This window comes from Paraburkholderia fungorum, from assembly GCF_046026025.1.
In the GTDB taxonomy this organism is placed as follows: domain Bacteria; phylum Pseudomonadota; class Gammaproteobacteria; order Burkholderiales; family Burkholderiaceae; genus Paraburkholderia; species Paraburkholderia fungorum_E.
Window position 1 is genome coordinate 1 of the sequence record NZ_JAQQFL010000066.1, and the last position, 15,428, is coordinate 15,428.

A 15,428-nucleotide genomic window follows, 5' to 3' on the forward strand; every position below is an offset into this window, starting at 1 on the left:
CGCGAACCACACAGCACAGAACGAAGCACCGGAAGACCCAGTCGAAGCCGCGCTTGCCGCGATCTGGCAGGACGTGCTGGGTGTGGAGCAGGTCGGCCGTCATGCGAACTTCTTTGAACTCGGCGGTGACTCGATCATCGCGATGCAGGTCAGCGCGCGAATCCGTGAGACGCTCGACGGCGCATTCGCGTTGCGCGCGTTGTTCACGAACCCGACCCTTGCGGCGCTCGCACCGCACATCGGACACGCGTCGCGCGAGCCGTCCGCGGATACGCAGCAGATCGGAAAACTTCCACGCACGGGTACGCTGCCGCTGTCGCCCGCGCAACGCCGGTTATGGATCGCCGCGCGGCTCGCGACGCACGACGCCGCGTCCTATAACGTCACCGCGACGGTGAAGCTGGACGGTGCGTTGTCCGCGGCGCACGTGCAGACGGCGCTCGCGATGCTCACAGCGCGCCATGAAACACTGCGGGCCAGCTACCCGGATCGCGATGGCCAACCCTACGCGTCGATAGCGGCATACCAGGTGCCTGATTTCGTCAGCCGTGATTTGTCCGGTCTCGACGACGATGCACAACGCGCCGCGCTGGACGAACTCGCGAGAACCCGCATCGACAGTCCGTTCGACGTGACGCGCGGTCCGTTGATGCGAGCGACGCTCGTTCGGCTTGCACCGCAACGTCATCGGTTGATGTTGTCGCTGCATCACCTGATCTGCGACGGCTGGTCGATGGGCGTGCTCGTCAGTGAATTCAGCGGGTTCTATCGTGCCGCGCAAAGCGGGACGCACGACGCGTTGCTCGCGCCGCTCGACGTGCAATACGTGGACTACGCCGCGTGGCATCGGCAGCAACTCGATGGCGCTCGCACCGATGGCCTGCGCGCATTCTGGCGCGAGCGTCTCGACGGCGCACCGCATGCGCTCGATCTGCCGGTCGATTTCCCGCGCCCGCCGACTGTGTCGCAAGCCGGCGATTCGCTTCTTTGCACGCTCGATGCCGCGTTGGCGCGCAAGGTTCAAGACGCCGCGCAACGCTATCGCGTGACGCCGTTCGTCGTGTTGCTGGCGAGCTATCAACTGCTGCTGCATCGCTTGACAGGAAGTCGCGATGTGCTGGTCGGCACCGATGTCGCGGGCCGCGAGCGGGTCGAACTGGAAGCGTTGATTGGCTTCTTCGTCAACGTCGTGCCACTGCGCTCGCGAATCGACGCAAGCCATGCAGGCGACGCGCCGCTCGACATTGGCAGATGGCTTGCGGATACCGGCGCATCGACTATCAGCGCGCTCGAACACTCGCAATTGCCGCTCGATCAGATTGTCGACACGGTGAAAGCCGTGCGCGACCGGCGTCGCAATCCATTGATTCAGGCGTTATTCGTGCTGCAAAACACGCCGGCGACGACGCTGGACTTGCCCGGCGTCGTCAGCGAAACGCTCGAACGCCCGAGCGTGTATTCGAAGTTCGACATGGCGCTGTTCATCGAACCGCACGACAGCACGTGGCGTGCCGAATGGGTGTTCAGCACCGCGCTTTTCAAGCCGTCGACAATCCAGCGATGGAGCGTCGAATGGCTCAGTCTTCTGGAGAACATCGTGACGCAAACTCAGATTCACGCGACTAATCCGCCGCGCTCCGCCGACGCTGACGGCCCGGCGCAGGCCTCTCACATCGCCCACACCACACAATCGGCGCAGTCCGCGCAGCAGGACAAGCTCGCGAAGCTGAAAAAAATCGCCTCTCGCGGACCGCGCGCGCCGGTTGCGGCCAACGCCGTGACGAACGTCGAGAGCGTGGCCGACACCACTCGCCCGCCGGCACGCGTGAGCGCGCTGCAAGCGGAACAAGCGCTGCCGGCCGTCTGCGAGCCCTGGACCTCCGACGTCGATCCGCACGCGTGGGCGCGGCAGCATCGCGCGTTCATCGACGCGACGCTTGCACATCACGGCACGATCCTGTTCCGCGGTTTCAACCTGAGCTCCGTGGCGGACTTCGAGGCATTCGCTGAAGCCATGTCGCCTGGGCTATACGGCGGTTACGGCGATCTGCCCAAGAAGGAGGGCGGCCGCAATACCTACCGGTCGACGCCGTATCCGGAACGCGAAATGATCCTGTTCCACAACGAAAGCTCGCACCTGGAGCGCTGGCCGCGCAAGCAGTGGTTCTATTGCGAACTGCCCTCGAAGGTGGGCGGAGCAACGCCGATCGTCGATTGCCGCGAGATGCTGCGGCGCTTGCCGGCGCCGATCGTGAAGGCATTCCGCGAGAAGCACCTGATGTATATCCGCACGTTCACGGATCGGCTCGACGTCGCGTGGCAGGATTTTTTCGGCACCGAGGTGCGTGCCGACGTCGAAACGCGTTTGCGTGCGGCAGGCGTCGCATTCCGCTGGCTGCCGAATGACGGACTGCAAACGCGCACGATCTGTCCAGGCGTCATCACCCATCCGGTGACCGGCGAACTGGCGTTTTTCAATCAGGTGCAACTGCATCATCCGTACTTCCTGCGCGCCGATATTCGCGCCGATCTGCTGAAGATGGTCGGCCCGGACCAGTTGCCGCGCAACGTTTGCTACGGCGACGGAACACCGATCGACGAAGCCGATCTGGCGGTCATCGGCGAGGCCTATGAAGCGTGCGCGGTGCGCTTCGAATGGCGCGCGGGGGATGTCGTGATGCTCGACAACATGCTGGTCGCGCATGCGCGCGACCCGTACGAAGAACCCCGCAAGATCGTGGTCGCGATGGGCGCGATGGTCGAGCGCGATGCACTCGCGGCGGCTTCGGTATCCGCTGTGAATGCAGACGAAACTTATCCGTGAAGGGCGGGCAGAGACGATGAACGATTTTGCAGAACAGATGGACACGGATGGCGTGGCGCTGTCGCCCGCGCAACGGGAGGTGCTGACGGCGCGCGACGTGACTGCGAACGCCGAAGGCGGGCGCGATGCGCCTGCGGTGTTGGGCGTAAGCTTGCGCGGTCCGTTTGACGACGCACGACTCGCGGATGCTTTCGCAAGCGTCTGCGCGCGTCACGAGATCACGCAGACCGCGTTCCGGCACGTGCCGGGCTATGTGCAACCGAGACAGTTTCCGTATGCATTGGCCGTGCCTTCGATCGAACGCGTCGAGTGCTCACCCGCGACGCTCGCTGATGCCGGGCGCGATGCCATAACACGCATTTCGCCTACGCTCGGTGCGTCGGCGTTGTGCCATGAAGACGCGCATCCGTTACGTGCGGTGTTGCTGCGCGCGGATGCCGATACGGCGCGACTCGTGCTGATCGCGTCTCGTGCGGCGGCGGACGACGCGAGTCTTGCCGCGCTGTTGCGCGCAACCGTCGACGCTTATGCGTTGCGCGATGTCCCGGAAGCGGACGACGAACCCGTGCAGTACACGCAATTTGTCGAATGGCGCGACGAGTTGAGCCGCGATGACGACGCGCCCGCCGCCGCCGAGTATTGGCGCGCTTATGCCGCCGACGTGGCCGCGCAAACGCAAGGCGCGGCGAGTTTGCCGTATCGCCGGCGCGTGGCTGCCGAAGGCGCGCGAAAGCGTGCAGCGCAACCCCTTGCGGTCGAACTCGACGCGACAAGCCGGGACGCGCTTTACGACGTGTTCACGCGCGATCATGAACTTTCGGCAGACGTCATTGCCCAGGCGGCATGGTGGGTCGTGCTCGCGCGCGTAAGCGGTGCGTCGGCGTGGGACGGCGGCTGGCAACACGACTGCCGTCGCGATTACGACATGCTGCGAGCCGGCATCGGCGCGTACCAGCAAGTGCTGCCGGTTCTGCTGCGTTGCGCGCCGGAAGACCGTTTCATCGACGTTGCGCGGGCGTTGCAAACGACGCTCGCGACGCATCGGCGGTGGCAGGAATACGCTGCATCGCATTCCGCTCTGCTGACGGCATCCGCAAAACGCGTGAGCTTCGTTCAGGCGGATCCGGCTGTGACGGTTGCGATCGGCGGTGCCGGGGTATCGACCTTGTCGGCGGAAATCGATGCGTTGAATGGGCCGTTGCCGGACTGCGAACTGGGCCTGCAAGCCGATATCGACGCCGATGGCCGGATTGTCCGCGTCGCCTTGCATTACGCGGACGATGTTTATCCACGCGACGCAATGACCGTGTTGCTCGATCAATATGTGAATGTGCTGACGGCGTTGCCTTCACTGGCGGCGCAGCGCAAAGATCGGATCGCCGATCTGCCGTTGACGAACGCAGAATCGGAACGCGCTCTACTGGACTGGCGCGGTGCGTCGCTCGATGTGAGCGGCGCGCACGCTCAATGTGTGTCGACCGTCGGCGAGCGAATCGCGCACTGGGCGACGCGCACGCCTGACGCGCCCGCGCTGGTCGGCGACGAGGCGGCGCTGAGCTACGGCGAACTGCACGCACGCGTCGCGCGGCTCGCATCGCAACTCGCGGCAATCGGCGCGCCACGCGGCACACCCATTGCCTTGGCGATGCCGCGCTGCGCCGCGCAAGTCGTTGCATTACTGGCGGTGATGCAGGCCGGCGCGCCGTATTTGCCGCTCGATCCTGCGTGGCCCGCGGCGCGGCGCCGTGCGATCGTGGCGCAGGCGAAGCCGTCGCTCGTGCTGTGCCTGCGTGACGACTACGCATCGTTGAGCCCCGACGATCTCGCGAACGCATCGTATGCCGTGCTCGACGCGACATCGTTCGAGATCGCCTTGAATCCACCCATCGCGAATGCGGCCGCGCCTCACCAGCCGGAAGCCGCTGACGCGGCGTACGTCCTGTTCACCTCAGGCTCGACCGGTCAGCCGAAGGGCGTCGTGATCGAACACCGGCAATTGCTGAACTATGTAGCGGGTGTGAGCGCAACGCTCGGTCTCGCGCACGTGCGCCGCGTCGCGCTGACCTCGACCGTCGCCGCCGATCTCGGCAATACGGCATTGTTCGGCGCGCTTTACAACGGCGCATGCCTCGTCGTTGCGAACGCACACGATACGCACGACGCGGCCGCGTTCGCGCGCTTCCTGCGCGACCAGTCGATCGATTGCCTGAAGATGACACCGTCGCATCTCGACGCGTTGCTGGATACGCGCGGCGCCGTCGTGCCACGCACGCTGATTCTCGGCGGCGAGCCGGTGCCGCGGCGTCTTGCCGAAAAGGTGCGTGCCATCGATCCGGCATGCCGGATATTCAATCACTACGGTCCGACGGAGACGACGATCGGCGTGCTGGTTCATGAATTCGGTGCGCGGACCGATGGGGACAGCGTGCTTGCGCATGCATCGGCCGACGCGCTTGCGCTCACCACACCTCTGCCGAATTGCCATGTCTACGTGCTCGACGCGGCGCAGCGGCTTGCGCCGGTCGGTGTGCTCGGCGAGGTGTTTATCGGCGGCGCCCAGGTGTGTCGAGGCTATCTCGACGCGTCGGGCCGGTCCGGCGCAAACAGCGCAAACAGCGCCTTCATCGACGATCCGTTCCAGCCCGGCGAGCGCCTGTACCGCAGCGGCGACATGGCGCGCTATCTGCCGGGCGGCGGTATCCAGTTGGCGGGCCGCGCGGACGACCAGATCAAATTGCGCGGCTTTCGTATCGAGCTCGCCGAAATCGAAGCGGCGCTGCGCGCCGTACCGGGTGTCGCTCAGGCCGTGGTGCGCGCGTTCGGCGACGACGCGCATCGCTATCTGGCCGCCTTCATCACGTGCGACGACCCCACGGTCGCCGAAACGGCAATCCGCGTCGCGCTGGCCGAACGCTTGCCGGAGCCGATGGTGCCGGCGCGCGTGGTCGTCCTGGCGGCGATGCCGCGTCTGCCGAACGGCAAGATCGATCGGCAGGCGCTGGCCGAGCCCGGCCGCGCATTGAGCGGCCAATCCGGCGCAATAACGGAAACAGCTCCGCGCACCGCTCTGGAAACACTGCTCGCACAGAACCTTGCCACGTTGCTGGAGCGTGACAGCGTCGGCATTCACCAGAACCTGTTCGAACTCGGCGGCGATTCGCTGCTCGTGATCCGGCTGGCCTCGCGAGTTCGCGATCTGCTGCGTATCGACGTGTTGCCCGGTCTCATCTTCGAACATCCGAACGTCGCCGAACTCGCGCGCTCGCTGGCGGCGCTGCACGGCACGCCGGAAGTGCTTGAGCGAACGGCGAAATTGCGTCTGAAGCTCGACGCGATGGATCCCGCCGAGCGCGCGCAGATCGAGGAACGCGCACGCGAACAGATGCGCGTACGCGAGCAAGCGGCGGGGTAATGAACCGGTGAAGCCGTGAAACCGGCCGCAAACCTTGCGTAATGAGTTGCGTAATAGGAATGATTCCGTTTAGTATTCACAATTTGCGTGAGTAATAAGAATCATTATCATTAAAGTGGGCGTTCGGCGGCGTACCTCAAGCGACAGATTGAGCGTCATGCCGGCGTTCGCTGTTTCTTAAAAAACTACCAGCGTTTGGAACGGGCATGAGAGAAGAGACCAAGGGGAAGCGGGGAATGGGAGAGGGGCGAGACCGGGCGGCGACGACCGGTCGATCGGCGGGCCGCCGGGTGCTGAGCGCCGGCGCGCTGATTGCCGGGCTGGCGTTTGCCATGGCGGCGCATGCGAAAAGCGACGCGCCGCAGTTGATCGATTCGCCGGCGCAGCCGCTCGATCAGGCGCTGAAACAACTCGCGAGTCAGACCGGCCTGAAGTTGTCCTACTCGAGCGAACTGGTGGCGGGCAAGACAGCGCCTGCGGTGCATGGTCGGCTCGCGGCGCCGCAGGCACTGCAACAGATCCTGGGTGCGTCCGGCTTGCAGGCCGTGAAAACCGGCGACGCGTACCTCGTAGCGCAACAGAACGTTCCAGCCAATACCACGACCGACACCGGCAACGCCGGCAGCACGTTGCCCGCGATCACCGTGAGCGATAACGCGGCGGACACCGCCGCCAACGCGGTCAATCCCCGCACGACGATCGGCTCGAAGATTCCGCTCACGCAGCGCGAAATCCCGCAGACGGTGACGGTGATTCCGCAAGAGCAGATTCAGCAACAGAACATGACCACGCTGACCGATGCGATGCGCGCGACACCCGGCGTGAGTGTCGTTTACGCGGATTCGGAGCGCACCAACTATTATTCGCGCGGTTTCCCGATCGACACGTGGCTGCTCGACGGCGTGGCCAGCAATCAGAATCTTGCATCGATTGCCCCGAATCTCGCGATGTTCGATCGCGTCGAAGTGCTGCGCGGCCCGGACGGCCTGATGAACGGTTTCGGCAGCCCGGGCGGCTCGCTGAATCTGGTGCGCAAGCAGGCGCCGAGCACGTTTTCGATGAACGCGGAACTGTACGGCGGCACGTATAACGAAGTCGGCGGCATGGTGGATGTGGGCGGCCCGATCAACGCAGCGGGCTCGTTGCGTGGCCGCTTCGTCGCCGAGGCGGATCGTCAGGACCTGACCCAGGATTCGACGTGGCGCCGCAGCAAGAACATCTACGGCACGCTCGAAGCGGATCTGACCTCGCAGACCAAATTGCAGATCGGCGCGAGCTACTCCGAGACCGATCAGAAAGCGATGTGGACCGGCACGCCGACCTATTCGAACTACATGTTCCTGAACCTGCCGCGCTCGACCTATCTCGGCGCGCCGTGGAACGACAATACCTACGACATCACGACCGCGTTCGCGACGCTGACGCAGAAACTGGGCGGCGGCTGGAGCACCAAACTCGCTTTCAATTATCTCGAGAACCGCTCGTCGATTCTGAACGGCAACGTGTCCGGCCCGATCGATCCGGTCACCAATAACGGCACGATCGGCGCGACCAGATGGGCTCAGGACGATCAGCAGGAATCGGTCGATCTGTCCGCGAGCGGGCCGTTCCAGTTGCTCGGCCGTACGCATCAACTGACGGTTGGCGGCAGCTATCTCCACGAGAGCATTCGGACCCGCAACTTCTATTGTTCGGGCGGCAATGTTTTCTGCCAGAGCACGGGCAGTATTTTCTCGTCGATTCCCGAACCGGCTTTTGACGGCCCGGTGTCGGACGAAACCAAATCGACGAGCCAGTACGGCCTGTACGCCAATACGCGCATCAGCCTGGCCGACCCGCTGACACTGGTGCTCGGCGCGCGCGCGACATGGTGGGACTACGGTTTTACGCCGAACCCGGCGGCCAACTACTGGGGCGATGCGACCCAGCATCACCATATTTCGGGCCGCGTTACGCCGTATGCCGGCCTGATCTACGACATCAACCGCACTTACTCGGCGTATGTCAGTTACACCGGCATTTTCGTCCCGCAGACCGGCACCGATGTGAGCGGCAACCTGCTGCAACCGCTCGAAGGCGATCAGTATGAAATCGGTTTGAAGGGCGAGTATTTCGGCGGTCAACTGAACACGAATATCGCGCTGTTCCAGTTGACCGAGAAGAATCGCGCGCTCGACGACCCGCGCTACCCTGGCCAGGGTTTCGTGGTCGCGGCGGGCAAGGCGCGGTCCCGCGGTGTCGAATTGACGGCGACCGGCCAGTTGACGTCGAACTGGAGCGTGTTCGGCGGCTATACGTACACGAATGCGCAGTTCCTCGACGCCAGCACGAACGCCGACGGCTTCGCGTTCCAGAGCGTCGCGCCGAAGCATCTGTTCAAGCTGTGGACCAACTACAGGCTGCCGGGCAATCTGAACAGGTTCTCGGTGGGCGGTGGCGCGTACGTGTCGAGCGGCATCTCCGCCACCGACGGCGTCGGTACGGTTCGCCAGGGCACCTTCGCGACCTTCGATCTGCGCGCCGCGTACGACATCAACAAGAACCTGACGGCATCGGTGAGCGTGACGAATCTGTTCGACCGTCATTACTACGATTCGATTTCGTCGACGGGCAGCTCCTTCTGGGGCAACCCGCGCCAACTGCTGTTCAAGCTGCGGATGCAAATGTAACGACCACGCGCCGCGCCGCTTCGATCTCGCATCGTAAGGGGCACGGCGCGTATCCCGCCGCGGCACGCGCTTCGATCTGACTGGAAGCGGGCACTGCTGCCGTGCCGGGCTTGCCTGATTTCGAACGTGAACGTGTAACCGATTTGATCTGTCTGCATCATCCACGAGATACACAGCCATGAGCGAGCACTTGAGCAACGACGACCAGGACCTGATCGATCTGCTGGCAGCGGATCTGTCCTTCGGATCCGCGCAGCGTACGGTACCTGCCGACCCTCTTCCGGCGCCGTTGTCGGTCGCGCAGCAGCGCTTGTGGTTTATGCAACGCTACGAGCCGTCGAGCACGGCTTACAACATCGTTCACGGTTTCGAGCTCCACGGGCCGCTCGATCTCGCGCGTCTGACGCGTGCATTCGAGGGGGTGATCGGCCGTCATGAGATTCTTCGCACGCGCTTCGTCGAGCACGATGGCGTGACCTGCCAGAAGGTGCTGGATGAAGTGGATTTCTCCATTACGCACCGGCGGCTCGATGCGTCCGATCTGCTCAAGGGCGATGCGTGGTGTCACGGCTCGCTCGAAAGCGAAGCACGCAAGCCGTTCGATCTCGATGGCTCGTTGCTGCGCGTCGGCGTGCATTCGGCGAGTGACGAGCGGCATGTGCTGGTGGTCGCGCTGCATCATCTGGTGTCGGACGGCTGGTCGAATGCAATCTGGGCGCGCGATCTGGCCGCTGCCTACGAAGCGGCCGAAACCTCCCCGCAAGGCGAGGCGCGCTCGACACCACGCTGGCCCGCGTTACCGATCCAGTATGCCGATCACGCGCGCCGCGAAGCGCAGTATGTGCGCAGCGACGCCGCGCGCGCCGATCTCGACTACTGGCGCACAGCGCTCGGCACCCGGTTGCCGGTGCTGAATCTGCCCACCGATCGTTTTCGCCCCGACGTGCTGCGTTTTCGCGGCGCGGCGCAAACCTTGCATGCGGATGCGGACGTTGCCGCGCGGATCGCGGCATTCTGCGCCCACGAACGCGTCACGCCGTTCGTGTTCTGTCTCGCCGCGTTTCAACTGGTACTCGCGCGCGTCAGCCAGCAGGACGAATTCCTGGTTGGCGTGCCTGGCGCGGGCCGGCATTGGCCTGACGTCGACCACCTGATCGGCTTCTTTGTCGATCTGCAGATCTATCGCGCGCGGCCCGACGCGCAGCTTCCGGTGCGCGACTGGCTGCGCCGGATCCAGGCGGAATCGGTGGGCGCGCTGAATCATCCCGGCTTGCCGTTCGAGCGCCTGCTCGAGGCGCTTGGCGTTGAACGCAGCGTCAACCGTCATCCCCTGTTTCAGGTGAGCTTCGGCTACCAGGACACGGCGAAACCGGCCACGCTGACGCTTGGCGACATGCGCGTGAACGTCGTCGATCTGCCTGCCGATGACGCCAAATTCGATCTGACGCTGCACGTCGGCTTCAACACGCAACGGCTCGAGGCGCGCTTTGTGTACGACGTCGATCTGTTCGACGCCGCGACGATCGCGCGTTTCGCCGCGCAGTACGAGATCGCGCTCGACGCGTTGCTGACGCACGCCGATGCGCCGCTCGGCGCGCTCGATATCCTCGATGGCGCGCAACGCGCAAGTCTGCTGGCCCGCGGCCGCACGAACGAGCTTTATCCCGCCACGCCGCCTGCGCACGTGTCCATCGCGCGACGCGCCGCGCAGGCGCCCGACGAACCCGCGCTGCTGTTCGGCGACGTCACTGTCAGCTATGGCGAATTGAACATGCGCGCGAATCGCGTGGCGCATCGTTTGATGGCGCTCGGCGTCAAGCCGGAAATGCGGGTCGGGATCGCCGCCGAGCGTTCGGTCGAACTGATCGTCGGCCTGCTGGCCGTGCTGAAAACGGGCGCCGCGTATGTGCCGCTCGATCCCGCCTATCCGAACGACCGGCTCGCGTACATGCTGGACGACAGCGGCATCGTGCTGCTGTTGACGCAAAGTCATTTGCGCGGCGGTTTGCCGTCGCGTGAGGGCATGCGCCTGATCGATCTCGATAGCACGGCGTTCGATGCCGAACCGTCGCATGACCCGGATGTGCGCGTATTCGACGGCACACTCGCGTACGTCGTCTACACGTCGGGATCGACGGGGCGGCCGAAGGGCGTCGGCGTCGCGCACGGTCCGCTGTCGATGCACCTGCAAGCGATCGCGCAGCGCTACGACGTGCAGCCCGGCGACCGCGAACTGCAATTTTTCTCGATCAGTTTCGACGCCGCCGCGGAGCAATGGTTGACACCGCTGGTCAACGGCGCGGCCATCGTGATCCGGGATATGGGCGACTGGCCTCCCGAGCGCCTGCTCGCGGAAGCGCGCGACAAGCGCGTGACGATCCTGCATCTGCCGCCCGCTTATGTCGATCTGTTGCCGTCGACGGCCGGGGTCGGCAGTGTCTCGATCAAGACTTGCATTTCGGGCGGCGAGGGCTGGCAGAAGCGCGGTTTCGACGCGGTACGGCGCAGCTTGCGTCCGCGGCGCATCGTCAACGCCTATGGTCCCGCTGAAACGGTGATCACGCCAACCGCCTGGATCGCCGACGCCGACAGCGTGTTCGATAGCGCCTACGCGCCGATCGGCCGGCCGGTCGGCGAGCGCAGCGTCTACGTGCTCGATCCTGACATGAACCTGCTTGCCGATCGCCTGCACGGCGAGTTGTATATCGGCGGCCGGGGGATGGCGCGCGGCTACATGGGACGCGCCGCGCTGACCGCCGAGCGTTTCGTACCCGACCCGTTCAGTCAGGACGGCGCGCGCCTGTATCGCACCGGCGATCTGGTCTGCTGGGGTGCGGACGGCGAGCTCGAGTATCAGGGGCGACTCGATCATCAGGTCAAGATTCGCTGCTTCCGGATCGAGCTGGGTGAAGTCGAATCGGCCTTGTTGATGCAGCCGGGTGTGCGTGAAGCGGTGGTCGTCGCGCAGGAGGGGCCGGGCGGCACGCGGCTGGTCGGTTACGTGAGCGCACGCGTCGACGCGATAGCCGCGGGGGCCACGATTCCGCTCGACACGGCGGCGTTGCGCGCGGCGTTGCTGGCCGAACTGCCGGATTACATGGTGCCGGGCGCACTGGTCGTGATGGACGCGTTGCCGATCAATCCGAACGGCAAGGTCGATCGCCATGCTTTGCCGGTGCCGCAATTCGACCGCGAAGCGTATGCCGCTCCGCAGGGCGACGCGGAAATGGCGCTCGCGGCCGCGTGGCGCGAGATTCTCGGCATCGACGAAATTGGCCGGCATCACAACTTCTTCGAACTGGGCGGCGATTCGATCCTCAGTTTGCAGATCGTCGCGCGCGCTCGCGAGGCAGGCTGGAAAGTCACGCCACGTCAGCTGTTCGAGCGGCAGACGATTGCGGAACTGGCGGCGGTGGCGATTGGACTGAACGCGGCATTGAATCCGGCGTTCGATGCGGATACCGGTTTCGCGGAGGACGAAACGCAGGTTGAAGGGCCGATAGGATTGCTGCCGATCCAGCGCGAGTTCTTCGGCAGCGATATTCCGAATCGTCATCACTGGAACCAGTCGGTGCTGTTGTCGAGCGATAAGCCGATCGACACTACGCGCTTGCACGATGCGCTGCGCGTGGTGGTCGGGCATCATGAAGCGTTGCGTTTGCGTTTCACATGCGACGCGCAGGGCAACTGGCATCAACAGCCCGGTGCCGTTTTCAGCGATGCGCAGCCGATACTGTGGATGCGCCGCGCCGATACGTGCGAGCAGATCGAAGCGCTGTGCGACGAGGCGCAGCTTAGCCTCGATATCGAACATGGGCCGCTGCTGCGCGTGCTATTGATCGACGTCGCGGACGGCACGAGCCGCGTATTGCTGACGGTGCATCACCTGGTGATCGACGGCGTCTCGTGGCGCATTCTGCTCGACGATCTGCAGCGTGCCTTCGCGCAACTGGACGGCGAACGCACGCCCGATGATGTGCGTTTGCCGTCGAACGGAACCTCGTATCGCGCGTGGTCGCAGCGTTTGACGATCTATGCGGCGTCCGGCGCGGTGCAGGCGCAATGCGCCTACTGGCGCACGCAACTGGCGACCTCGGCGAGCCTGCCTTGCGATAAGGATTCCCAGGGCGGCATTGCCGAAACCCGCGCGCTGCTGCGCACTACCGAACTTCAACTCGATCGCGGCCTCACACAACGCTTGCTGCAAGTCGCACCGGCCGCGTATCGCACTCAGGTCAACGATCTGTTGCTGACCGCGCTGGGTCGTGCGCTGTGCGCGTGGACCGGCGGCTCGGTAATCCGGATCGATCTCGAAGGACATGGCCGCGAGGACCTGTTTGACGGCGTCGATCTGAGCCGCACGGTAGGCTGGTTCACAAGTGTGCATCCGGTTGTACTCGACGCCGGTGGTGCGCCTGGGACGGCGCTGAAGCGCGTCAAGGAAGCGCTGCGCAATGTGCCGGATCGCGGTCTTGGATATGGCATGCTGCCCGACCTGCAGGCGCATTCGGACACACTGTTCAACTACCTTGGACAGATCGACGGTCAACTGGATACCCATGCGGGTTGGCGTGCTGCGACCGAATCGGCCGGGACGACCAATGATCCGCACGCGCGGCTGACGTATCCGCTGTCGATCGCGGGCCAGGTTTTCGACGGCGAGTTGCACCTGACGCTCGCATGGAGCAGCGTGCGTTTCGATCAGTCGACGATCGAACGGGTTGTGCAAGGTTTCCGCGCGGAGCTGGTTGGATTGATTGAACATTGCGCGAGCGATGCGAGCGATGCGAGCGATGCGAGCGGTGTGAGCGGTCCAAGCGGCGTGACGCCGTCCGATTTTCCGTTGGCGCGCTTGACCCAGACCGAGCTCGACGCATTGACCGCCACGCTGCCGGTAACCGCGCGCGAGTTGCAAGACCTTTATCCGTTGCCGCCGATGCAGGCCGGCATGCTGTTCCACACATGGCTGACCCCCGACGACAGCGCGTACCGCAATCAACTGCGCGTCGATCTCGACGGGCTCGACGCGCACCGTTTCCGCGCGGCGTGGCGCGCGGTGACCGAGCGTCACGACATCCTGCGCACCGGCTTTCTCCAGCATCGCCATGCGCTGTTGCAGTGGGTCGCGAAGAGCGCATCGTTACCGCTCGACGAACTGGACTGGCGCGAGCGTGCGTCACGGGATAGCGCTTCGGTGCCGGCAGAACTCGATGCACTCGCGCAAGCCGAACTCGCGAAGGGCTTCGACGTCACGCGTCCGCCGTTGCAGCGGCTGGCGCTGGTGCGAACCGGCGACGCGCGCTATCACCTGATCTGGACCGTGCATCACGTGCTGCTCGACGGCTGGAGCGCATCGCAACTGATCGGCGACGTGCTGCGTCACTACGGCGGTGAGCCGCTGGCGGCGCGTGGCGGACGATATCGCGACTACGTCGAATGGTTGCTGAAGCGCGATTCCCACGCCAGCGAAACGTACTGGCGCGATCAGCTTGCCGGGTTCGATACGCCGACGCGACTCGCGCCTGCGTTGCGCGGCGACGCAGCGGCGGCTGAAGCAAGCGTCGATGCCACGACGAGAAACGCGGGCTACGCCGAGGCGCATCTCGACCTGGATGGCGCGGCCAGCGAGCGGCTGACCGTCTTCGCGCGACAGGAGCGGGTGACGGTCAACACGCTGGTGCAGGCCGCATGGGCGTTGTTGCTGCAGCGTTATACGTCGCAGGACACAGTCGCATTTGGCGCGACGGTTGCCGGTCGTCCGGACGATCTGCCCGGTGCGCAACAGTTGCTGGGCTTGTTTATCAATACGTTGCCGGTGATCGCGTCGCCGCGCGCCGGCATGCGCATCGGCGACTGGTTGCGCGCGATGCAGGCGCAGGCGTTGGTGTCGCGTGAGCACGAACACACACCGCTGAACGAGATTCAACGATGGGCAGGCGCAGGCGGCGAGGGGCTGTTCGACAGCCTGATCGTGTTCGAAAACTATCCGGTCGATGCCGCGTTGAAGGCGGCCGCGCCTGGTGGCTTGCAGGTCCTCGATGTATCGAGCCACGAGCAGACGCATTATCCGTTGACGCTGACAGTCGCGCAGATTGACGGCGTGCTGCGCGCGCGGTGCAGTTTTGCGCAAGACGGGATCGATGCGGCAGGGGTGGCGCGGTTATTGAAACAGTTCGGGTTCCTATTGAGCGGACTGTGCGGTGCGGGGTTTGTCGGTGAACTGACGTTGCTGAATGACGACTCATCCGCGCTGCAGCAGCACGTGGGATGCAACACCGATTCGTTTGCCGATGCCGCTGCCGTGCACGAGCTGATCGAACGTCAGGCCGCCGCGACGCCGGGGGCGATTGCGCTGGTCTGCGGCGACGAAACCGTGGATTACGCAGCGCTGAATACGCGAGCGAATCGCCTGGCGCATCGCCTGATCCGCGAAGGTGTGCGCGGCGACGTGATGGTCGCGGTGGCGCTGGAGCGCTCGGTGGAGATGCTGGTGACGCTGCTGGCGGTGCTGAAGGCGGGCGGT

At 64.6% G+C, this 15,428-nt stretch carries 4 protein-coding genes; all 4 read left to right on the top strand.

Annotation, left to right across the window (positions count from 1 at the left end; genetic code table 11):
• Positions 1-2,824: condensation domain-containing protein (locus PQR67_RS37685; protein ID WP_408467870.1), on the top strand; the 2,824-nt coding region annotated here is incomplete at its 5' end.
• A 16-nt stretch (positions 2,825-2,840) separates the two neighbouring features.
• Positions 2,841-6,236: a non-ribosomal peptide synthetase gene (locus tag PQR67_RS37690; protein ID WP_408467871.1), complete on the top strand. Its 3,396-nt coding sequence runs from the start codon at positions 2,841-2,843 to the stop codon at positions 6,234-6,236.
• A gap of 206 nt (positions 6,237-6,442) precedes the next feature.
• On the top strand, positions 6,443-8,905 hold the full coding sequence (locus PQR67_RS37695; protein ID WP_408467872.1) for a TonB-dependent siderophore receptor: 2,463 nt from the start codon (positions 6,443-6,445) through the stop codon (positions 8,903-8,905).
• Positions 8,906-9,083: 178 nt separating this feature from the next.
• A partial coding sequence (locus PQR67_RS37700; RefSeq protein ID WP_408467873.1) for a non-ribosomal peptide synthetase occupies positions 9,084-15,428 on the top strand: 6,345 nt, incomplete at its 3' end.

Coding starts and splice junctions, on each gene's coding strand:
- PQR67_RS37690 (WP_408467871.1), top strand. CDS start 2,841: ATGAACGATTTTGCAGAACAGATGGACACGGATGGCGTGGCGCTGTCG.
- PQR67_RS37695 (WP_408467872.1), top strand. CDS start 6,443: ATGAGAGAAGAGACCAAGGGGAAGCGGGGAATGGGAGAGGGGCGAGAC.